This window comes from Aeromonas bestiarum (genome assembly GCF_028751155.1).
Taxonomy (GTDB): domain Bacteria; phylum Pseudomonadota; class Gammaproteobacteria; order Enterobacterales; family Aeromonadaceae; genus Aeromonas; species Aeromonas bestiarum.
This window is the reverse complement of the sequence record NZ_CP064746.1, coordinates 964,416-986,468: the sequence shown is the minus strand read 5'-3', so window position 1 is coordinate 986,468 and position 22,053 is coordinate 964,416. Positions and strand designations below refer to the sequence as shown.

The window sequence follows — 22,053 nt, the reverse complement described above, 5'->3', positions numbered from 1 at the left end:
CTCGTTTTTTTATTTGGATATGAAATCTTGTCCCGTCATTACCATCCAGCCGGCGCGCAGGGCATCCATGGTCTCTCGCACATCGTGCACCCGGATGATACGGGCGCCACGCTGCATCCCGATGAGCGCACAGGCCAGACTGCCGGCCAGCCGTTCATCAACCGAGCGGCCGAGCAGGTTGCCTATCATAGACTTTCGCGACATACCGACCAAGAGCGGAAGCTGGTAATCGAGCAACTTCTCCTGCCAGGCCAGCATCTGATAGTTGTGCGCCAGCGTCTTGCCAAAGCCGTAGCCCGGATCCAGCAACAGCTGCTGGCGCCCTATACCGGCGGCCAGACAGGCGGCGATACGCTCGTCAAAGAAGGCCCTCACCTCCCCCAGCAGGTCGTCATAGTGGGGCTCGGCCTGCATGGTTCTCGGCTGGCCTTGCATGTGCATCAGGCACACGGGTACGTCAGCTTCTGCGGCGGCGGCCAGGGCGCCGGGTTCGAGCAAGGCCCGCACGTCGTTGATGAGGTGGGCCCCCGCCTTGCAGCCTTCCCGCATCACGGCAGCCTTGGAGGTATCGAGGGAGATCATCACATCCAGCTCGGCGACCATCCGCTCGACCACGGGGATCACCCTGTCCAGCTCATCCTGCTCGCTCACGTCGGGGGCACCCGGACGCGTCGACTCGCCGCCGATGTCGATGAGCGTTGCTCCGTCGGCGATCATCTGGCGAGCATGGGCCATGGCCCGGTCAATCTGATTGAAATTGCCGCCATCGGAGAAGGAGTCGGGTGTCACATTGAGGATCCCCATCACATGGGGACGATCGAGGGAGAGGCTGAGCCCCTTGCTGGTTAGCTGCATCTTCGCTTCCATTTACATAAAGAAAAACCCCGGGACCAGCCCGGGGTTTATATCATCACGATTTATTTGGCCGGGAGATCGTTGGCCTTGTCGATGTCGACATCCGCCACCGGCTCCACGTCGGTCACTGCCGGTTTGGCATCCGCCGCGACAGTGGCACCGCCTTGCGGAGTGTCGCTGTGCTCGTCATGCCAGTTGCTGGGAGCACGCACCTCGCGACGGGCCATCAGATCGTCGATCTGCTTGGCGTCGATGGTTTCGTACTTCATCAGCGCATCTTTCATGGTGTGCAACACGTCCATGTTGTCCAGCAGGATCTGCTTGGAGCGGGCGTAGTTGCGATCGATGACCTGCTTGACCTCGGCGTCGATGACGCGCGCCGTGTCATCGGACATGTGCTTGGCCTTGGCCATGCTGCGACCGAGGAACACTTCGCCATCTTCTTCCGCATAGAGCATGGGACCGAGACGCTCGGACATGCCCCACTGGGTAACCATCTTGCGGGCGATGTCGGTCGCACGCTCGATATCGTTGGATGCACCGGTCGATACCTTCTCGGCACCGTAGATCAGCTCTTCCGCCAGACGACCGCCGTACAGGCTGGAGATCATGGACTCCAGGTGCTGCTTGGAGTGGCTCCAGCGATCCTGCTCTGGCAGGTACATGGTCACACCCAGCGCACGACCGCGCGGTATGATGGAGACCTTGTAGACAGGGTCATGATCCGGTACCAGACGACCTATGATGGCGTGACCCGCCTCATGGTAAGCCGTCATCTCCTTCTCGGAGTCTCTCATCACCATGGAGCGACGTTCCGCCCCCATCATGATCTTGTCCTTGGCCTTCTCGAATTCGGTCATGGAAACCACACGGCGGCTCTCACGGGCGGAGAAGAGGGCGGCTTCGTTGACCAGGTTGGCGAGATCAGCACCGGAGAAACCTGGGGTACCACGGGCAATCAGGGCCGCATTGACATCATCTGCCAACGGCACCTTGCGCATGTGCACCTTCAGGATCTGCTCGCGACCGCGCACATCCGGCAGACCGACCACGACCTGACGGTCGAAACGGCCCGGACGCAGCAAGGCAGGGTCCAGAACATCGGGACGGTTGGTGGCAGCGATGACGATGACGCCTTCATTGCCTTCAAAACCATCCATTTCGACCAGCATCTGGTTCAGGGTCTGCTCACGCTCATCGTGACCACCGCCGAGACCGGCGCCACGCTGGCGACCGACCGCATCGATTTCATCGATGAAGATGATGCAGGGGGAAGACTTCTTGGCCTGCTCGAACATGTCACGCACCCGGGAGGCACCGACACCCACGAACATCTCGACGAAGTCGGAACCCGAGATGGTGAAGAAAGGCACCTTGGCCTCGCCCGCAATGGCCTTGGCCAGCAGGGTCTTACCGGTACCGGGAGGGCCTACCAGCAGTACGCCGGTGGGGATCTTGCCACCCAGTTTCTGGAACTTGCTCGGATCGCGCAGATAGTCGACCAGCTCTTTCACCTCTTCCTTGGCCTCATCGCAGCCTGCGACGTCGGCAAAGGTGGTCTTGATCTGATCTTCACTCATCAGGCGAGCCTTGCTCTTGCCGAACGACATGGCACCCTTGCCACCACCGCCCTGCATCTGACGCATGAAGAAGACCCAGACACCGATCAGCAACAGCATCGGGAACCAGGAGATGAAGATAGAGGTCAGCAAAGACGGCTCTTCCGGCTTCTCGCCCATCACTTTGACATTATGATTGAGCATGTCGTTGAGCAGCTGGGGATCCGGCGCCGGTATGATGGTGGTGAAGCGTTCACCAGTGCGCTTGACGCCATTAATGACCTTGCCATCCATCCGCACTTCACGGATCTGCTCTTGGGTCACTTCTTTAACGAAGCTGGAATAGTCCAGCTGGCGACTGGTGGTATCGCTGGGGCTGAAGCTATTGAACACCGACATCAACACGACGGCGATGACCAGCCACAGGATTAGGTTTTTCGCCATGTCACTCAAATCAATGACCTCGCAGACTGACAGTTAACGATGAAGGTTAGGGTACTACAGTTTAAAACCGGTAGCCACAATGTAGACTTCTCGTGAACGGGCACGAGACGAGTCTGGTTTACGAATCTTGACAGCAGAGAAAAGTTTACGAATTTCATTGAGATAGGCATCAAACCCCTCTCCCTGGAATACCTTCACCACGAAGCTGCCATTACTGCGCAATACCTGGTTGCACATGTCGAGCGCCAGCTCGACCAGGTACATGGCGCGGGCCTGATCCACCTGCTGGGTGCCACTCATATTGGGCGCCATATCAGACATGACCAGGTCCACCTTGTCCGGACCGACACGGGCCAGCAAGGCGCCGAGTACAGTTTCCTCCCGAAAGTCCCCTTGCAGGAAATCGACACCGGCAATGGGATCCATCGGCAAAATATCACACGCGATGACCCGTCCATCGTCACCCACCTGCTCAACGGCAAACTGGGACCAGCCACCCGGGGCCGCTCCCAGATCCACCACTGTCATGCCGGTACGGAGCAACTTGTCCTTGCCCTGGATCTCATCAATCTTGAAAACAGCGCGGGAACGCAGCCCCAACTTCTGGGCTTTTTTGACGTATTGATCGTCGAAATGTTCTTTTAACCAGCGGCTTGAGCTGGGGGAACGTTTTTTCTGGGTCATGATTGTCGACTTTAAAAAACCACAAGGGTTATTAGTATTAAGGGCTAAGTGGGGGTAGAATACGCCCCTTTCAACCCTGACTTATGAAGAAATTGCCATGATTCTCAACAATAAACAGAAACAGTACCTCAAGGGCCTTGCCCACAGTCTGAAGCCCGTTGTCCTGCTGGGTCAACATGGTCTGACCGAAGGCGTACTGGCCGAGATCGATCTGGCCCTGAACTACCACGAGCTGATCAAGGTTAAGGTTGCGTCTGAAGATCGTGAGATGAAACAGCTGGTTATGGATGCAATCGTCCGTGAAACCGGCGCGGTCAAGGTACAGAGCATCGGCCACGTGCTGACCATCTACCGTCAGGCCAACGAGCCGAAAATCCAACTGCCCCGCAAGTAACAGGAAAGAGCCTCGCTCTTTCCTTCATTTCCCTTCTTCCCAAGTCGCTTGCCAAAGTAGTCTCCAGGCCCTTAACCTGCGATGAATACTCGTGGACACCCCGCTATGGATCACCATCAGATTCTCACCGAAGATGAACTGGCCATGTTACGGGACTTGGGGAGCAGTCAGGAGACGGCCGCCGGACAATCCCTGAGTGGTTATCTCGCCACCCCCTTGCTCGGACTGCTGCAACGCGCCGATCAACTGGTGCTCGAAGCCCGCTTCGCCGGGCATCAACTCCGCTTTCCGCTGCGCTTCACCCAGGGGGACGATGGCTTTGTCGAACCGCGCATCGCCGCGCCCGTCATCAAGGAGCTGGGTTATCCCCATCTGCGCGCCTGGCGCCTCGACCAAGAGGCACGCCTGAAAGTGGCCGATACCGAGTGTCTGGTGCACAGCCTGTCGCTGGACGGACTGGTGGTGGAGGGCCTGCCCGCCGGCCTGACGATCGGCGCCACCCTCAGCGGCACCCTGCTCATTCATGAACTTGCCCCGCTGCCCCTCTGCGCCGAGCTGGTCAGGCACATCCATCAACGCAATGGAGTACAGGGCTGGGCACTGCACTTCCAGATGGCCAAGCCGGATCTTGAGCAACTGCGCAGCTGGATGTTCCAGCGCCATCAGGACGCCTTCACCCAGGCTTACCAGCCCCGCTAAATACAAACAGGGGAGCCGGGCTCCCCTGTTTCAGGCATCACCTCACATCAGAGGTAAGCGACGGCCAGAACTTCGTATTCCACATCGCCGGCCGGCGTCTTGACGATGGCCACATCGTCCACTTCCTTGCCGATCAGGGCACGGGCGATGGGCGAGTTCACTGAAATCATGTTCTGTTTGATGTCAGATTCGTCGTCACCCACGATACGGTAGACAACTTCCTCTTCCGTCTCGCTTTTCAGCAGGGTCACGGTCGCCCCGAAGATGACGCGACCATTGTTGGTAATCTTGGTGACATCGATCACCTGGGCATTGGAGAGCTTGCTCTCAATTTCCTGAATGCGGCCTTCACAGAAGCCCTGCTGCTCACGGGCGGCATGGTACTCGGCATTTTCTTTCAGATCACCATGTTCACGGGCATCTGCAATCGCTTCGATAATCTGCGGACGAAGCTCGCTCTTCAGATAGTCGAGCTCTTGACGCAGCTTTTCAGCGCCGCGAACAGTCATCGGAGTATGATTCATAGTCGAAACCTGGGTTGCTTGAAAAGAGAAGCTGCGGCTATCAAAGAGAGCCGCAGCTATCGGTTCGGATGAGGCATCTTAATATGAAGCCGGCACAAAATCCATGTCAGTCCCTGCGAGCGGGATCGCGCTTTGCCATCGACACTACTTCTGCTCAGAGACGCCGATTGGGGCCGATACTGTCGGCTTGCCCTGCATGATGGCGATCTCCACCCGCCGGTTCATGCGCCGGTTTTCCGGGGTGGTGTTCGGCACCAGCGGCTGGGAATCGGCCATGCCCTGCACCACCAGTCGCCCGCCGTCGAAGCCGGGGACCTTGATCATCTGATGGGCCACCGCCACCGCGCGCTGGGAAGAGAGCTCCCAGTTGGACTGAAACAGCTCATCTTCGGTGGCCACATCATCGGTATGACCCGAGATGGTGATCTCCCCCGGTACATCCTTGAGCAGAGTCGCCACCTTGCGCACCACGGGCCAGAACTGGGGCTGCAGGAAGGCGGAACCAGCCGGGAAGGCGGCCTTCTCGCGGATCCGTATGATGATCTGCTGACCCAGCGCCTCCACTTCGATGGCACCATCCTGGATCTGGGCCTTCATCTGCTCCGCCAGCTCCTTGGCCAGGGCATTGGACTGCTCCTGCTGTTTCTGCGCCTCCTGCCGGGTGTCGCCCCCCACCAGCTTGTCTTCGCTCTTGTCATGACCCCCGGCCTGATCGGCATCACCGGGCTGGAAATCCAGCTCTGTCTGGGTCATGTCAATGGTCTGCTGCATGATGGTGTCTATGGGGGTCGGCTCGGGGCGGCCCGGCCTGAACTCGAGGGCAACGACGGACGTCCCCTTGGGAATGTCTTTGACCTCCAGAATATTCTGCACCCCGAACGCCTTCTCCATGGAGCCGGCGATCTGCTTGAACTTCTGCACATCCATCTCGGCGAAGGAGAGCAGCAGCACGAAGAAGCACATCAACAGCGACATCAGATCGGCGAAGGTGCCCATGTAACCGGGCAGACCAGGTGGCGGACACTTGCACTTAGCCATGGGGATTACTCGCTGCCATTGTTGCGTTTGGACTGGTTCAGGTAATTTTGCAGCATGGACTGGATCACCCGCGGGTTCTGGCCATCCTGAATGCCCATGATGGCGTCCAGCACCAGACAGCGGCTCAGCTGCTCTTCACCGCTGCGCAGCTCCAGCTTGTCGGCGATGGGGATAGCAATCATGTTGGCCTCGATGGCGCCATACAGTGTGGTGAGCAAGGCCACCGCCATGGCCGGGCCTATGGATTTGGGATCGCTCATGTTGGCCAGCATGGCAACCAACCCCACCAGCGTGCCTATCATGCCCATGGCGGGCCCCAGATCCCCGAGCGCGCGAAACACCTTGATGGCGATGACATGCCGTTCGGCGGTGAGCTCAATGTCCTTCTCCATCACGCCGCGGATGACATCGGCATCGTGCCCGTCCACCAGCATGTCGATGCCTTTTTTCATAAAGGCATTCGGCACTTCAGCGGCTTCCAGCGCCAAAAAGCCCCCTTTACGGGCCGCATCGGCCAGTTCAACCGCCTTGATGATGAGGTCATCCAGCTTGTCGCCCTTGTAGATGAATGCCTTGCCGGCCACCTTGAACGCCATCAGGAACTGACCGATGTTGAACTTCATCATGCAGATAAAGAGGGAACCCAGTATGGTGATATAGACCGAAGGCATATCCACATACATGCTCATGGGGCCACCCAGCAACATGCCGTACACCACGACCCCAAATCCCAGCACTATGCCAATCAGACTACCTAGATCCACATCCCTACTCCTGTCAGCTGAAATTCGTTGTATCTGCAGTTTGTTGAATTTTCTGCTATTGGCTCATCAGCGGCAAGGGCCACCACGTTTTTCCTAGTTCACAAGATGGCTTATTATCGGCCACTTTTCCGAGAGTTTAAGCCGACCGCACTTTTCAGCCTCCCCCCTGCCCGCCGTCGATGTTAAGATAAGCCGTTTTTTTCAATCCCCGAGGATGGACATGGCCAGTAAAAAAATCGACCGCCTGAGTTTTGATGCCACTCTGGAAGAGCTGGAAACCATAGTTCATCAACTGGAACAAGGTTCCTTACCGCTGGAAGAAGCGCTCAAGCAGTTCGAACAGGGTGTCCACCTGGTGCGGGCCGGCCAGCAGAAGCTGGAACAGGCCGAACAGAAGATCCAGATCCTGCTGACTCAGGCCGATGGCACAGAGCAAGCGGTCCCCTTCCAGCCAGAGCAAGGAGAGGAGTGAGTGACGCTGGACGATTTTTCCCGTTTGCATCGTCAACGTATTGACGACTGCCTGTCTGCACAACTTGAATCCTTGCCCGCCATGGCCCCGCGTCTGCGCGATGCCATGCGCTACGGCCTGCTGCTCGGCGGCAAGCGGGTGCGCCCCTTCCTGGTCTACGCCGTAGGCGAGATGCTGGGTGTCAAGAGCGAGCTGCTGGATGGCCCCGCCGCCGCGGTGGAGTGCATCCACGCCTACTCATTGCTGCACGACGATCTGCCCGCCATGGACAACGACGACTTGCGTCGCGGCCAGCCGACCGTGCACAAGGCATTTGACGAAGGCACCGCCATCCTGGCCGGCGATGCCCTGCAGACCCTGGCCTTCGCCATTCTGGCCGATCACCCCATGCCGGCCGCCCTGATGGCCAACCGGGTGCGGATGCTGAGCGCCCTGGCCCACGCCTCCGGCTACCTTGGCATGTGTGGTGGTCAGGCGCTGGATCTGCAGGCCGAAGGGCGCCAGATCAGCCTGCCCGAGCTGGAGCAGGTGCATCGCCACAAGACCGGGGCCCTGATCGAATGCGCCGTGGCACTGGGTGCCCTGTGCAAGCCCGACGTGGACGCCACCACCTTGGCGGTGCTGCAACGCTACGCGGCAGCCATCGGTCTCGCCTTCCAGGTGCAGGATGACATCCTCGACATCACGGGCGATACCGCTACCCTGGGCAAGCGGCAAGGCTCGGATCTAGCGTTGGAAAAAAGTACCTATCCGGCGCTGCTCGGACTCGACAATGCCCGTGAGCTGGCTCGCGAACTGCACGGTAAAGCCTTAACAGCCTTGCAATCTTTGCCCTACAATACCGACATTCTGGAAGCGTTTGCCGATTACATCATCGAGCGAACCCACTAAACGCTGGATAACAGTAACAATATGAGCGTTGATATAAGTAATTTCCCCAACCTGGCCCTCGCGGATACGCCGGTCGAGTTGCGATCCCTGCCCTTCGAGCGACTGCCCGTACTGTGCGACGAACTGCGCGAATATCTGCTGCGTTCGGTGAGCCGCTCCAGTGGTCATCTCGCCTCCGGGCTCGGCACAGTCGAACTGACGGTGGCGCTGCACTACGTCTACAACACGCCGTTCGATCGACTAGTGTGGGATGTGGGCCATCAGGCCTATCCCCACAAGATCCTGACCGGTCGTCGCGACCGTATGCAGAGCATCCGCCAGAAAGACGGCCTGCACCCCTTCCCCTGGCGTGGCGAGAGCGAATATGACGTGCTCTCGGTTGGCCACTCCAGCACCTCCATAGGTGCGGCACTCGGCATGGCGGTCGCCGCCGAGAGCGAGGGTCTGGGTCGCAAGGTGGTAGCGGTGATAGGTGACGGCGCCATCACGGCCGGCATGGCCTTCGAGGCGCTCAATCACGCCGGCGATGTCCACAAGGACATGCTGGTGGTGCTCAACGACAACGAGATGTCCATCTCCGAGAATGTCGGGGCGCTCAACAACCACCTGGCCCGCATCATGTCGGGCAAGCTCTACACCACCATACGCGAGGGTGGCAAGAAGGTGCTGGCGGGTCTGCCGCCGGTCAAGGAGCTGGCCAAGCGGGCCGAGGAGCATCTCAAGGGCATGGTGGTGCCCGGCACCCTGTTCGAAGAGTTCGGCTTCAACTACATAGGCCCCATCGACGGCCACGACATCAACGCCCTGGTCGAGACACTGCGCAACATGCGCAACCTCAAGGGACCCCAGCTGCTGCATGTCAAGACCAAGAAGGGCAAGGGCTACGAGCCTGCCGAGAAAGACCCTATCGGTTATCACGGCGTGCCCAAGTTCAATCCGGACGAGTGCACCCTGCCCAAGGCAAGCGGCGGCAAGCCGAGCTTCTCCGCCATCTTCGGCCAGTGGCTGTGCGACATGGCGGCAAAAGACGAGAAGCTGGTCGGCATCACCCCCGCCATGCGCGAGGGCTCAGGGCTGGTCAAATTCAGCCAGCAGTATCCGGATCGCTACTTCGACGTGGCCATCGCCGAGCAGCATGCGGTCACCTTCGCCGCCGGCCTCGCCATCGCCGACAAGAAGCCGGTGGTCGCCATCTATTCGAGCTTCCTGCAGCGCGCCTATGACCAGTTGATCCACGACGTGGCGCTGCAGGAACTGCCTGTGCTGTTCGCCATCGACCGGGCCGGTCTGGTGGGCGCCGATGGCCCGACCCATCAGGGGGCGTTCGACATCAGCTTCCTGCGCACCGTGCCCAATATGGTGGTGATGACGCCGTCCGACGAGAACGAGTGTCGCCAGATGCTCTACACCGGCTATCAGTGCAACCAGCCTGCGGCGGTGCGCTACCCCCGCGGCAGCGGCACAGGCATCGAGGTGCAGACCGAGATGCAGGCGCTGGCGCTCGGCAAGGGCCGTGTCATTCGCGAGGGCAAGGGCACCGCCATACTGGCGTTCGGCACCCTGCTGCAACAGGCCAGGGCCGCCGCCGAGGCGCTCGACGCCACTCTGGTGGACATGCGCTTCGTCAAGCCGATGGATGAGGCGCTGGTGCTCTCCTTGGCCGCCAGCCACGACCAGTTCGTGACCATAGAGGACAACGCCATCATGGGCGGCGCCGGCTCTGCGGTGAACGAGCTGCTGATGCGCAGCAAACAGTGCAAGCCGGTGCTCAATCTGGGCCTGCCGGATCGCTTCGTGGAGCAAGGCACCCAGGAGGAGATCTACGCACTGCTGGGACTCGACAGCACTGGTATTCAAGCCAGCATCGAAACCTGGCTGCTGGCCTGATCAGGCACGTTGACTAGCAAATAAAGAAGGGCGCCTGATGGCGCCCTTCTTGTTATCCATTATTTCAAACCTGTGCACACACTGTCGCGAGAAGGGCGTCAGCAAGGTGAAGAGCAGCGCAGGAACCGGAGCGTATAGACATACGTGAGGATTCCGAGCAGCACATGAGCCTTGATCACGCCCTCGCAGTAAGTGTGAGGACAGGTTTTTATCAGCCTTTGTAGATCTTGGGGTTGAACACATCCCGCAGCCAGTCGCCCAGCAGGTTGATGACCAGCACCAGCACCACCAGACAGATGCCCGGGAAGGCGGTGATCCACCAGGAGCCGGAGAAGATGTAGTTGAAGCCGACGCTGATGAGAGAGCCCAGCGATGGCTGATCCACCGGCATTCCCAATCCGAGGAAGGAGAGTGCCGCCTCGCTCATGATGGCGTTGGCCACCTGCACCGTGGAGATGACCAGGATGGGTGACAGACAGTTCGGCAGAATGTGGCGGAACATGATGCGTGGGGCACGGAACCCCATCACCTGCGCCGCTTCCACATACTCCTTCTTCTTCTCCGCCAGCACAGAGGCACGCACGGTACGGGCGTACTGCGGCCACTCGGCGATGCCGATGATCACCACCAGCATGACGATGGCAAATTCGGAGTAAACCTCGGAGCCAAAACTGGCCTGGAAGATGGCGGAGATGATGATGGCCACCATCATGGTGGAGAACGACAGCTGCACATCGGCGAAGCGCATCAGCAGGTTGTCGATGCGGCCACCGAAGTAACCGGCGATAAGGCCAATGACGATGCCGAGCACCAGTTGCAGCCCCACCGCAAACAGCCCTATGGTCAACGAGATGCGGGCACCATAGAGGATGGTGCTCCAGATGTCGCGGCCCTGGTTGTCGGTGCCGAGCCAGAAGCGCTCCTCGCCCCCTTCCAGCCAGGAGGGCGGCAGCTCGGCATCCATCAGATCGAAGCTGGTCTGATCGTAGACGTTGTGCGGCGCCAGCCAGGGTGCCAGCAGCGCGGCCAGCACGAACACCACGAACACGGCGAAGCTGAACATGGCGACTTTATCGCGCAGGAAGTAGTAGACGATATCGGAATTTTTAAAACGTGCCCAACGGCTTGGGCTTGCAGTTACTGCGTTACTCATGCTTACCCCTTCGTAGCCAGGTAGATAGCCGGGTTGATGGCAAGACCCGCGTGGTTGCGCCATGTCAAACAGCGGCTCACAGTCACAGCGTCAGTCATCTGTTACCCCTTGGCAGTCAGGTTGACGGTCGGGTTGATGAACCCGTAGAGCAGGTCGACCAAGGTATTGGTCACCACGAAGATCAGGCCGACGAAGATGACGTAGGCGGTGATCAGCGGGGTATCAACCCTGTGGATCGCCTCGAGGAACAGGAAACCCGTCCCCGGCCACTGGAACACGCTCTCGGTCAAGATGGTGTAGGCAACCATGGTGCCGATCTGCACGCCACCGACGGTAATGACCGGCAGCATGGTGTTCTTCAGAGCGTGCTGGTAGTAGACCTTGTTGTTGTCCAGTCCCTTGGCACGGGCGAACTTGACGTATTCGGAAGAGAGCTGCTCCAGCATCTCGGAGCGCACCAGCCGGATGAACAGCGGCAGCATGATGGAGGAGAGCGACACCGCGGGCAGGATCAGGTGCTTGATGCCATCCCAGGTGAAGAAGCCCGACTCCCAGCCCAGCAGGTTAAGGGTCTCGCCACGGCCATAGGCCGGCAGCCAGCCGAGCTGGATGGAGAACAGATACATCAGCATGATCGCCGTCAGGAAGACAGGGATCGAGATGCCGATGCTGCTCACCGCCATGATGAGCTTGGTCAGGAAGCTGCGTGGCCTTATCGCCGAGTAAACCCCCAGCGGAATGGAGACGGCGACGATGATCAGTGCAGCGGCAAAGACCAGCTCAAGGGTAGCCACCAGCTTGTCGAGTATCACCTCGAGAGCGGGTCGCTTGAAGAAGTAGGAGGTGCCCAGATCCCCTTGCACTGCATTTTGCAAGAAGCGGCTGTATTTCACCAAAAAGGGATCGTTAAGGCCCATCTTTTCGCGCAACTCATGGCGCACGGACTCGGAGACGGATTGTCCCACCAGCTCGCGCAGCGGATCCCCCAGGTTGTCCTGGATGGAGAAGGCGACCAGGCTGATGACGAACATCACTATCACGGCCTGATAGAACCGTTTCAGCAGGAATGTAAACATGCTTGTCCTTCTACGTGGCCTGTGTCTTGGCACAGGCTTCTGTTAATGGCGGGGGCGCCCATGGCTGCCCCCGCCAGGTCCTTCTTTACGACCCTGCTTACTTGTTGACCACCAGGTCACCCAGGTAAGGGAAGTTCATCACGTTGACCACTGGCTTGATGTCGACGTTTTTCTTGGCGCCATAGGCCAGGTCTTCCCAGTGCAACGGCACATAGGCGGCGTCGTCGATCAGCATGGCTTCCACCTTCTGCAGGATGGCGGCACGCTTGGCCGGATCGGTTTCGGCGTTGGCCTGCTCGACCAGCTTGTCAGCCTCTGCGTTGGCATAACCGCCGCAGTTGTACTGACCCATGCCGGTCTTGGCATCCTTGGTGAAGGTCAGGAACTCGAAGAAGTTCGCACTGTCTTCGGTGTCTGAGTGCCAGCCGATCAGCTGCATGTCTGCCGCACACTTGTCAAACTCGGGCCAGTACTGGGCCACCGGCATGGTCTTCAGATCGACCTTGATGTTGATCTTGGACAGCATGGCGGAGACAGCCTGGGCAATCTTGACGTCGTTGACGTAGCGGGCAGCCGGGGAGATGAAGCTCATCTTGAAGCCCTGCTCGAAACCGGCTTCCTTCATCAGCTGCTTGGCCTTGGCCAGATCATACTGGGGCTTGAGCGCCTCGTTGTGACCGGCATAGCCTTTCGGGCTCAGCTGGCCGGCCGGGGTGCCGAAGCCTTTGTTGATCTTGTCGACTATGCCGACTTCGTTGATGGCCAGGTTGATCGCCTGACGCACGCGCTTGTCTTTCAGAGCCGGGTTGGTGTTCTGGTTCAGCTCTATGATGATGGCGCGGGTACCGGACAGGGTCACCAGTTGGGAATCCTTGCCATTCTTCACGCGCTCCAGATCGTTCGGAGCAACCGGGTAGATCATGTCCACGTCACCGCCCAGCAGGGCGGCCACACGGGTGGCGTCTTCCTTGATCGGTACCACGGTCAGGTTCTGAACGTTGCCCTTGGAAGCCTTGTCCCAGTAGTTGGCGTTGCGCACGTATTCCAGCTTGACGCCCTGCTCGCGGAACTTGACGCTGAACGGACCTGTACCGGAAACATGGGTGGAGGCATAGGAGCTGCCGTTCTTGACGATCTCGGCCTTGTCTTTACCGGTTTCATCCTTGCCGGTGTAGAACTTGGAGTCCATCGGGAAGATATAGGTGACGGTCTGCAGCACCAGCGGGAACGGCTTGGCGGTGATCAGATCGACGGTCAGATCATCGACCTTCTTCACTTCGGCGATGGGGTCGAAGATGGCCTTGAAGTCGGGAGAGGCCTTCAGGCGGTTGACGGTCCACACCACGTCATCGGCGGTGAAATCATTGCCGGAGTGGAACTTGACGCCCTTGCGCAGGTGGAAACGCACCGTCTTGTCGTCGATACGTTCAAACTTCTCGGCCAGACGCGGCTCGAACTTCAGATCCTGGGTGTAACGCATCAGGGGATCGAACACCAGGTGAGACATCTCCAGGGTCTGACCGGAGAGCTGCTCCTGCGGATCCAGCGAGGTGGCGTCGGAGGCAACGGCCACTGTGATGTCGGCGGCAGAGACGTTAAACGCGAGACCCGCGGCGAACAGCGCCATGGCAATCTTGGATAATCCTTTCTTCATGTCTTTCTCCATGCTTTTGGCTTTTTATTGACACTTTTTGTGACAAGCAGACCGGCGAGCCGGCTCTTTCCTAGCTTGCGATTTCCAGCCCCTCGCGGGACATTCCCTTGAACTCCGGCATCAGCGAGATCAGCTTGCGGCTGTACTCATGCTCGGCATTGGTAAACAGTTTTTCGGTCTCGGCCACTTCCACCAGATGACCGTGCTGCATCACGCCGATGCGATCACACATCTGGCGGATCACCGGCAGATCGTGACTGATGAACAGCATGGTTAGCCCGAGCTCCTGCTGCAGATCCTTGAGCAGGTTGAGGATCTGAGCCTGTACCGAGACATCCAGCGCCGAGGTAGGCTCGTCGCAGATGAGGAAGCGCGGCCGGGTCGCCAGGGCACGGGCGATGGAGATGCGCTGACGCTGACCGCCGGAGAACTCGTGGGGATACTTGACCCCGGCACCGCGGCCGAGCCCCACGTGATCGAGCAGATCGTTGACGATGCCCTCGATCTGGCTCTCGCTGCCTGCCAGCTTATGGAAGCGGATGGGCTCGGCGATGATGTCACGCACCTTCATGCGCGGGTTCATCGAGGAGTAAGGGTTCTGGAACACCATCTGCATCTGGCGGCGCAGCGGACGGCGCTCGTGCTCCCCTTTCAGAGCCGTCAGATCGATCCCCTCGAAGAAGATCTTGCCGGTATCGGGCGGATAGAGGCCTGTGATGGCACGGGCTATGGTGGATTTGCCGGAACCCGACTCCCCCACCAGACCGAAGGTTTCCCCTTCGAAGATCTCGAAGCTGATGTTGTTGCAGGCGCGCACATACTGGCGGCGGCTCGGGAAGATGGAGTCCTTGGTGACGAACCTCAGATCCACGTTCTCCACCCGCAGCAGGGCCCCCTCGTAGGTGCGCTCATCCTGACTCTGGCCGAGCCAGTGGGTCTTGAGATCGATATTGGTATCCGGCGCACTGGCATCCTCGATATAGGAGACCAGCGGGAAGCGCACCAGCTTGACGTCCGAGCGGGGCACAGCCGAGATGAGACTGCGGGTATAAGGGTGAGTGGGGCGACCCAGCACCTGTTCGGTGGTACCGAACTCCACCAGATCGCCGCGATACATGACCGCCACCTTGTCGGTGACGTTGGAGACCACACCCATGTCGTGGGTCACCAGCATGCAGCCCACCTGGCGCTCTTTGCAGAGGTTGCGGATGAGCTGGAGGATCTGATCCTGAATGGAGACGTCGAGGGCCGTGGTCGGCTCATCGGCGATGATGAGCTCGGGATCGCACGACAACGCGATGGCGATGACCACCCGCTGGCGCATGCCGCCGGAAAACTGGTGCGGATACTGCTTGATACGCAGCTCGGGCTGCGGGATCCCGACCGCGCCCATCAGCTCGAGCGCCTTGGCAAAGGCGGCATCGCGAGAGAGCTTGGTATTGGCCAGTATGGTCTCCATCAGTTGCTGTTCAACGGTGAACAGCGGATTGAGGGAGGTCATGGGATCCTGGAAGATGAAACCGATGCGGGAACCACGGATGGCCCGCATCTCGTTCTGGCTCTTGCCGGAGATGAGTTCGCCGTTGAGATAGATGTCACCACGGGCGATGCGGCCCGGCGGGCTCAGCAGATCGATGACGGCATTGCCTATGGTGGATTTACCGGCGCCAGATTCGCCCACCACACCGACGATCTCCCCTTTTTCGACACACAAAGAGAGATCTTTGACCGCGGCCAGCACCCCATAGCGGGAGGGGTACTCGATCCGCAAGTTTTTCACTTCGAGCAAGGACATGTTTACCTCTGCGGGGGACATCCGTCCCAAATAATTCGTCCGTAAATCGGCCGCAGATGCCAGTTGTGCCTTGAGTACTGATCTTGAGTGCTTTTCTGAGTAATAAACGCTCAATCCATGAGGCAGCGAAACCAGCGATCCGGGCGGGTTTTTTGCATTTTTTTGGAATAACCCGCGAGTAACTTAGACGGTTTGACCGCGAGTGTAAATGATCGGGTTATACAATTTCGCAATACTTTGCTCAGTCAGTGGCCATTGCAGCAGTCATAAATGATGACTTGTGTCACATAACTAGACTATATGACCACCATCAAGATTTTTTAGTGCTTTTACTTTCAACAAAGACGCAACAGGCGGGAATAATCACTATTGGTACAATAGCATTAAGCTTCGAATGAGTAGTGAATATTTATGTGAAATGATTTTTTAACGGCAGCATATGCCGATGAATGAAAACTAAACAGAGCTATATAGGGGGATGCCAGGCTGGCGATCCCCCTTGCGGGGAGATTCACCCCAGCCAGTATGCCAGCAATTGCATACAAAACAGGGCGAACAGGCCGGCGATGAGATCGTCCAGCATGATGCCGAGTCCGCCGTGAATGCGGCGATCGAACCAGGAGATGGGCCAGGGCTTGAACACATCGAACAGCCGGAACAGCACGAAGCCGGCCAGCACCCACTGCCAACCGGCTGGCGCCGCTATCATGGTCACGCCAAAACCTATCACCTCGTCCCAGACGATGGCACCGTGATCCGGCATGCCGATGGCATCGGTGGCACTCTGGCAGATACGAATGCCCGCCACGAACCCCACCGCCAGCAGGGCGATGAACCAGGGCGTCGGCAGACCGCTCACCAGCAGATAGAGCGGAATGGCGACCAGCGTCCCCATGGTGCCCGGCGCCCTGGGGGAGAGACCGGAGCCAAACCCCACCGCCAGCAAGTGCAGCGGGTGCTTCAGGTTCAGTCGTGTCAGCTCGGGCTTTATCCTGAACAAGCTCATGCGAAGTGATCCCACCCTTTCAGTTGCAGTTCAACCACTTGCTCGCCTCTCAGGTAGTCGATGCCCACCTCGCCCGCTACGATGCGGCCGATGCGGGTGAACTTGACGCCACAGTTGGCCAGCGCCGTATCCAGCGCGCCGCGATACTCCTCCGGCACCGTGAAACAGAGCTCGTAGTCATCGCCACCGGCCAGCGCCAGCTGCCAGGCATCCTGCTCGGGCACCGCATCCTGCAGCACGGGCGAGAGGGGCAGCAGGCCGAGATCGATCTGGGCCCGCACCCCGGAGGCCTTGAGGATATGGCCGAGATCCGAGGAAAGCCCGTCGGAGAGATCCAGCGCACTGCTCGCCAGCCCGCGCAGGGCCTGCCCTGCCAGAATGCGGGGATGGGGATGATCGAGCCGTGGCAGCACGGCGGCCAGCTGGTTCTCGTTGAGGCTGCGCTTGCCGAGCAGATGGGAGAGCGCCAGGGCGGCATCCCCCAGGGTGCCGGTGACATAGATGCCGTCGCCGGCCTTGGCACCGCTGCGCATCAGGGCGCGACCGGCGGGGACGGATCCCTTCACCGAGACTGTGATGGAGAGCGGGCCGCGGGTCATGTCCCCACCCACCAGCGCCACGTTGTAGTATTCGGCCAGTTCGAGAAAGCCTTCGGCAAAGCCGGCGACCCAGGGTTCGTTGATGGCCGGCAGCGTCAGTGCCAGCGACACCCAGCGCGGCTCGGCGCCCATGGCGGCAAGGTCGGACAGATTGACCGCCAGTGCCTTGTAGCCGAGATCCACCGGATCCATGTCGGGGAAGAAGTGGACGCCGCTCACCAGGGTATCCGTGCTCACCGCCAGCTGAGTATCGGCCGGCAGGGTCAACAGGGCGCAGTCATCTCCAGGGCCCATCACCACGTCCTTGCGGGCGTGGGGGACCTTGAAGTACTTATCAATCAGCTCAAATTCACCCATACAGTAAAAAGCCAGCGGTTAGGCTGGCTCCTCTCTTAATGCTGACGGACAGCAGGATCAACGCTTGGCCAGCGTCTTGATCACCTTGTCCAGTACACCGTTGACAAACTTGTGGCTGTCATCGGCAGCAAAGGCCTTGGCCAACTCGATCGCTTCGTTGATCACCACACGCGGCGGCACATCATCACGACGGGTCAGCTCATAGGTCGCCAGACGCAGGATCGCCTTGTCCACCATGTCCACTTCTTCCAGCGGACGGGAGAGGAAAGGGGAAAACACCTTGTCCAGCTCGTTGCAGTGGAGGGCTACCCCGAACAGCAGATCGCGGAAATAGTTCAGGTCCACACCCTTGGTGTCCTGATCTATCTTGAACTGCTCTTCGATGTCGCCCACGTTGGCCCTGGTCATCTGCCACTGGTAGATGGCCTGGGTGGCGCAATGGCGGGCTTTACGGCGCTCGGACGGTTTCAATGTACTTCTCCTCGTTACACGTCCAGCTGTTTCAGGACGTTGATCATTTCGAGCGCGCTCAGTGCAGCCTCTGCACCCTTGTTACCCGCCTTGGTACCGGCGCGCTCGATGGCTTGTTCAATGTTTTCTGTGGTCAGTACGCCGAAGGCAACCGGAATTTCATATTCCATCATTACCTGGGCCAGGCCCTTGCCGTTCTCGCTCGCCACCAGCTCGAAGTGGTAGGTGCCACCACGGATGACGGTGCCCAGCGCGACTATGGCGTCGTATTGACCACTCTTGGCCAGCTTTTTGGCTGCCAGGGGGATTTCGACGGCGCCCGGCACGCGCACCAGGGTCAGATTGCTGTCCTGGATCTGGCCTTGACGCTTCAGCACGTCCACAGCACCGTCCACCAGGCTTTCGTTGATGAAGCTGTTGAAACGGGCAACGACAATAGCAACGCGCGCCTCAGGAGCGGCGATATTTCCTTCGATAACCTTCATTGGAAATCCTGTATCTGTGCAATCAAAAGGGGCCGGAGTCAAAAGTGCGCACATTCTAGCACAACAGACCCACGACAAAAACCATGGCCGCAACGGGCGGCCATGATCTCAATGTCATTCGGACGACGCGCTTATTCGCCGACGTATTCCACCACTTCCAGGCCGAAACCGCCGAGGGCGTGGTATTTCTTCGGCGAGCTCAACAGCCGCATCTTGCCGACCCCCAGCGTCTTGAGGATCTGGGAGCCCACGCCGACCCGGCGCGAGGTGCCCTGCCACTTGGCCCCTTCCGGTTGCAGCCCCTTGTCGGCAGCTTCAAAGCCCTTGACCCGGGCCAGCAGCTCCTCGCCGTGGGCCTCGGCCCCCAGGATCACCAGCACGCCACCTTCCTGAGCGATGCGGGCCATGGACTTGGGCAACGGCCAGCTGCGGGCGGCGTGACGGTCGGTCAACAGCAGATCGCTCAGCACGTCGTGCAGATGGACCCGCACCAGGGTCGGCTGCTCGGCCTGTACTTCGCCTTTCTTCAGGGCAAAGTGCACCTGGTTGTCTATGGTGTCGCGGAAGGTGATGAGGTCGAACTCGCCGTATTCGGTAGGCAGCTTGCACTCGGCCACCTTCTCGACCGTGGTCTCGTGCTGGTTGCGGTATTCGATAAGGTCGGCGATGGTGCCAAGCTTGATGCCGTGCTGCTCGGCGAAGATCTCCAAGTCAGGACGGCGCGCCATGGTGCCATCCTCGTTGAGGATCTCGACGATGACGGAGGCCGCCTCGTAGCCTGCAAGACGGGCCAGATCGCAGCCCGCTTCGGTGTGACCGGCACGGGTCAGCACGCCGCCATCCTGCGCCATCAACGGGAATATGTGGCCCGGCTGCACCAGATCGGCAGCCTTGGCATTGGGCGCCACCGCCGCCTGTACCGTGACGGCGCGATCGGCAGCCGAGATGCCTGTGGTCACCCCTTCGGCCGCTTCTATGGTGACGGTGAAGGCGGTGGAGAACTGGGCATTGTTGCGATCAACCATCAGCGGCAACGCCAGTTGCTTGCAGCGATCCCGGGTCAGGGTCAGGCAGATGAGACCACGGCCATAGCGGGCCATGAAGTTGATATCCTCCGGGCGGACACAGGAGGCGGCCATGATGAGGTCCCCTTCGTTCTCCCTGTCTTCGTCATCCATCAGGATCACCATCTTGCCAGCCTTGATATCGGCAATGATTTCCTGGGTTGTGCTCAGCGCCATGGGTTACTCCATCAACATGCTTCGGGGATTGAGCCTGCCGGCTCGACTTGATACAGGATTATTCTGCTCTAGATGGGGGCACAAGGCCCCATTTCAATCGGAGCGGGATCACAGAAAAGCGTTTTTCCCGCGGCATCGGCCGTTACAGGAAGCCGGACTGGGTCAGCTTTTCCAGCGTCAGGGTCGATGACGAGCTGTCATGGGCCTTGCCTTGCATCAGTCGCTCCAGATAGCGGGCTATCTGATCCACCTCGAGATTCACGCTATGGCCCGGTTTCCAGCGCGCTATGGTGGTCTCCTGCGCCGTGTGGGGCACTATGGTCAGGCGGAACAAGTCCCCCTGCACGGCGTTGACCGTCAGGCTGATGCCGTCCACCGCGATCGAGCCCTTCTCCGCTATGTAGCGGGAGAGCGACCCTGGCGCCTTGATCCAGTATTCGATGGCGCGGCCGCTGCTGGACTTGCTCTTCACCTCCCCCACTCCGTCCACATGACCGGAGACCAGATGGCCGCCCAAGCGGGAGCTGGGCATCAGCGCCTTCTCCAGATTGACGGGATCGCCCACCTTGGCCGTGGCAAAGCCGGTGCACGACAGGGTCTCCAGCGACACATCGGCGCTGTAGCGCTGGTCGCCAAGGCCAATCACAGTCAGGCAGACACCGTTGGTAGCGATGGAGTCACCCAGTTTGACGTCACTGAAATCCAGGGTCGGGGCCTGGACTGTGAGAACCATGTCTTCACCCTGCCGACGCAGCTCGGCCAGGGTGCCCACAGCTTCGATAATTCCGGTAAACATGCAGATCACCTTGCTGATGACGGGGCCGGGCAGGCCCCAGATAAACATTGAAAAATCAGGCTATTTTCGCCGTGATGCGAATGTCCTGCCCCACCAGCCGCACATCCTTGATGTTGAGCTTGGGTGCCTGGAACAGCCGGGTGAGTTCGGGCAGATGGAACAGACCACGCCCCTCATCCCCCATCAGTCTGGGTGCCTGGTAGAGCACCAGCTCATCCACCAGCCCCTTGTTCAACAGGGCGCCACACAGCCGCGGCCCCGCCTCCACCAGCACCGAGTTGATGTGCTGCTTGGCCAGCAGCATGAAGAGACTGACCAGATCCAGCTTGCCATCCAGCAGCGGCAGCTCCAGTTGCTGCACCCAGGCCGGCCAGTCGCCGGTCGCCTTGTGACGGGCCAGCAAGACAGGGCCTGTGCTCTGGAACAGCGGCAGGTCCGGGGTGAGCCGGTTTTGCGAGTCGACTATGACCCGCAGCGGCTGGCGCAACGTCTCTTTGGGGTAGCTGGCCTTGACCGAGGGGGGCAGCTCGTCCCAGCGTACGGTCAGCGAGGCACCATCGGCCAGCACGGTTTCGGCGCTGGAGAGCACGGCATCGTGACGGGCCCGCAGTCGCTGCACATCGGCACGGGCCAGGGGACCCGTTATCCACTGGCTCTCGCCGCTTGCCATGGCGGTGCGGCCATCCAGGCTGGCGCCGAGCTTGACCGTCACCTGTGGGAAAGCGGTGCGCATCCGCTTGAAGAAGCCCGGATTGAGTGCCTCGGCCTCGGCGCTGAGCAGGCCGAAGTCGGTCTTGATGCCGGCCTCAGACAACATGCGCAGCCCGCGTCCGCCCACCTCTGGATTGGGATCGACCATGGCGGCCACCACCCGGGTCACCCCGGCCTTGATCAGCGCCTCGGCGCAGGGCGGGGTACGGCCATAGTGGGAACAGGGCTCCAGGGTCACATAGGCGGTGGCGCCACGGGCCTGTTCACCGGCGGCATGCAGGGCATAGACCTCGGCATGGGGTTCGCCGGCACGCTTGTGCCACCCCTCACCGACCACAACGCCGGCTTTCACCAGCACGGCACCGACGCAGGGGTTGGGCGCCGTGGTATAGCGGCCGCGGCGGGCCAGTTCGAGGGCCCGACTCATCCATTGGTAATCATCTTGACTAAACATCTGAGCTCCCGTTCAAAGCGAGAAAATGGGCGTTGCAGGTTCGA

General features: G+C 59.8%; 22 protein-coding genes. 5 read left to right on the top strand and 17 right to left on the bottom strand.

The window, feature by feature from the left end:
* Window positions 1–9: 9 nt before the first annotated feature.
* From folP to rlmE, 3 genes are all read right to left on the bottom strand, one after another.
* Complete coding sequence (gene folP / locus IU367_RS04845) at window positions 10–855, bottom strand: dihydropteroate synthase (RefSeq protein WP_274453570.1); 846 nt, start codon at window positions 853–855, stop codon at window positions 10–12.
* A gap of 62 nt (window positions 856–917) precedes the next feature.
* Window positions 918–2,867 (bottom strand): ATP-dependent zinc metalloprotease FtsH, encoded by a 1,950-nt coding sequence (gene ftsH / locus IU367_RS04840; RefSeq protein WP_098982797.1) that lies wholly within the window; start codon window positions 2,865–2,867, stop codon window positions 918–920.
* A gap of 45 nt (window positions 2,868–2,912) precedes the next feature.
* Window positions 2,913–3,542, bottom strand: a complete 630-nt coding sequence (gene rlmE / locus IU367_RS04835; RefSeq protein ID WP_042866625.1) for a 23S rRNA (uridine(2552)-2'-O)-methyltransferase RlmE — start codon at window positions 3,540–3,542, stop codon at window positions 2,913–2,915.
* Window positions 3,543–3,639: 97 nt separating this feature from the next.
* Here rlmE and yhbY point away from each other — a divergent pair, with 97 nt between their 5' ends.
* Window positions 3,640–3,936, top strand: a complete 297-nt coding sequence (yhbY, locus tag IU367_RS04830; protein ID WP_042035811.1) for a ribosome assembly RNA-binding protein YhbY — start codon at window positions 3,640–3,642, stop codon at window positions 3,934–3,936.
* 105 nt (window positions 3,937–4,041) lie between these two features.
* The gene (locus tag IU367_RS04825; RefSeq protein ID WP_043555046.1) at window positions 4,042–4,635 is read left to right on the top strand and encodes a hypothetical protein; all 594 of its coding nucleotides are present in this window, start codon (window positions 4,042–4,044) and stop codon (window positions 4,633–4,635) included.
* Between the two features lie 47 nt (window positions 4,636–4,682).
* Here the strand turns inward: IU367_RS04825 and greA are convergent, their stop codons facing one another.
* The 3 genes from greA to pomA form a co-directional block, all read right to left on the bottom strand.
* Entirely contained in the window at window positions 4,683–5,159 is a 477-nt protein-coding gene (gene greA / locus IU367_RS04820; protein ID WP_042866628.1) for a transcription elongation factor GreA, read from the bottom strand.
* A gap of 144 nt (window positions 5,160–5,303) precedes the next feature.
* On the bottom strand, window positions 5,304–6,197 hold the full coding sequence (locus tag IU367_RS04815; protein WP_274453568.1) for a flagellar motor protein MotB: 894 nt from the start codon (window positions 6,195–6,197) through the stop codon (window positions 5,304–5,306).
* 5 nt (window positions 6,198–6,202) lie between these two features.
* Window positions 6,203–6,961, bottom strand: coding sequence for a flagellar motor protein PomA (gene pomA / locus IU367_RS04810; RefSeq protein WP_043140183.1), 759 nt, complete (start codon window positions 6,959–6,961; stop codon window positions 6,203–6,205).
* A 220-nt stretch (window positions 6,962–7,181) separates the two neighbouring features.
* Here pomA and xseB point away from each other — a divergent pair, with 220 nt between their 5' ends.
* Genes xseB through dxs form a run of 3 tightly spaced genes read left to right on the top strand, consistent with a single transcriptional unit; the run spans window position 7,182 to window position 10,211 of the window.
* On the top strand, window positions 7,182–7,433 hold the full coding sequence (gene xseB, locus IU367_RS04805) for an exodeoxyribonuclease VII small subunit (protein WP_005317577.1): 252 nt from the start codon (window positions 7,182–7,184) through the stop codon (window positions 7,431–7,433).
* Complete coding sequence (gene ispA / locus IU367_RS04800; RefSeq protein ID WP_274453567.1) at window positions 7,434–8,324, top strand: (2E,6E)-farnesyl diphosphate synthase; 891 nt, start codon at window positions 7,434–7,436, stop codon at window positions 8,322–8,324.
* Between the two features lie 21 nt (window positions 8,325–8,345).
* Window positions 8,346–10,211: a 1-deoxy-D-xylulose-5-phosphate synthase gene (dxs, locus tag IU367_RS04795; RefSeq protein ID WP_274453566.1), complete on the top strand. Its 1,866-nt coding sequence runs from the start codon at window positions 8,346–8,348 to the stop codon at window positions 10,209–10,211.
* Window positions 10,212–10,422: 211 nt separating this feature from the next.
* On the opposite strand, the gene IU367_RS04790 is transcribed toward dxs, so the two are convergent.
* The 11 genes from IU367_RS04790 to ribD all read right to left on the bottom strand — a co-directional run bounded on the left by IU367_RS04790 (window position 10,423) and on the right by ribD (window position 22,009).
* Complete coding sequence (locus IU367_RS04790) at window positions 10,423–11,364, bottom strand: ABC transporter permease (protein ID WP_043140174.1); 942 nt, start codon at window positions 11,362–11,364, stop codon at window positions 10,423–10,425.
* 101 nt (window positions 11,365–11,465) lie between these two features.
* Window positions 11,466–12,440, bottom strand: a complete 975-nt coding sequence (locus tag IU367_RS04785) for an ABC transporter permease (protein ID WP_043140172.1) — start codon at window positions 12,438–12,440, stop codon at window positions 11,466–11,468.
* A 97-nt stretch (window positions 12,441–12,537) separates the two neighbouring features.
* On the bottom strand, window positions 12,538–14,094 hold the full coding sequence (locus IU367_RS04780) for an ABC transporter substrate-binding protein (protein WP_241278572.1): 1,557 nt from the start codon (window positions 14,092–14,094) through the stop codon (window positions 12,538–12,540).
* Between the two features lie 70 nt (window positions 14,095–14,164).
* Complete coding sequence (locus IU367_RS04775; protein ID WP_241278573.1) at window positions 14,165–15,889, bottom strand: ABC transporter ATP-binding protein; 1,725 nt, start codon at window positions 15,887–15,889, stop codon at window positions 14,165–14,167.
* Window positions 15,890–16,400: 511 nt separating this feature from the next.
* Window positions 16,401–16,895: a phosphatidylglycerophosphatase A family protein gene (locus IU367_RS04770; protein ID WP_043555036.1), complete on the bottom strand. Its 495-nt coding sequence runs from the start codon at window positions 16,893–16,895 to the stop codon at window positions 16,401–16,403.
* Window positions 16,892–17,851, bottom strand: coding sequence for a thiamine-phosphate kinase (gene thiL / locus IU367_RS04765; protein WP_043140161.1), 960 nt, complete (start codon window positions 17,849–17,851; stop codon window positions 16,892–16,894). Before thiL ends, IU367_RS04770 begins: the two co-directional genes overlap by 4 nt.
* Before the next feature lie 57 nt (window positions 17,852–17,908).
* Window positions 17,909–18,322, bottom strand: coding sequence for a transcription antitermination factor NusB (gene nusB, locus IU367_RS04760; RefSeq protein ID WP_042035824.1), 414 nt, complete (start codon window positions 18,320–18,322; stop codon window positions 17,909–17,911).
* Window positions 18,323–18,336: 14 nt separating this feature from the next.
* A complete protein-coding gene (gene ribH, locus IU367_RS04755) occupies window positions 18,337–18,807 on the bottom strand; it encodes a 6,7-dimethyl-8-ribityllumazine synthase (protein WP_042866640.1) in 471 nt (156 codons plus the stop codon).
* Between the two features lie 131 nt (window positions 18,808–18,938).
* A complete protein-coding gene (gene ribBA / locus IU367_RS04750) occupies window positions 18,939–20,048 on the bottom strand; it encodes a bifunctional 3,4-dihydroxy-2-butanone-4-phosphate synthase/GTP cyclohydrolase II (protein ID WP_043140152.1) in 1,110 nt (369 codons plus the stop codon).
* Window positions 20,049–20,190: 142 nt separating this feature from the next.
* Window positions 20,191–20,844 (bottom strand): riboflavin synthase, encoded by a 654-nt coding sequence (locus IU367_RS04745; RefSeq protein WP_274453565.1) that lies wholly within the window; start codon window positions 20,842–20,844, stop codon window positions 20,191–20,193.
* Window positions 20,845–20,899: 55 nt separating this feature from the next.
* Window positions 20,900–22,009, bottom strand: a complete 1,110-nt coding sequence (gene ribD / locus IU367_RS04740; protein WP_274453564.1) for a bifunctional diaminohydroxyphosphoribosylaminopyrimidine deaminase/5-amino-6-(5-phosphoribosylamino)uracil reductase RibD — start codon at window positions 22,007–22,009, stop codon at window positions 20,900–20,902.
* Window positions 22,010–22,053: the final 44 nt, after the last annotated feature.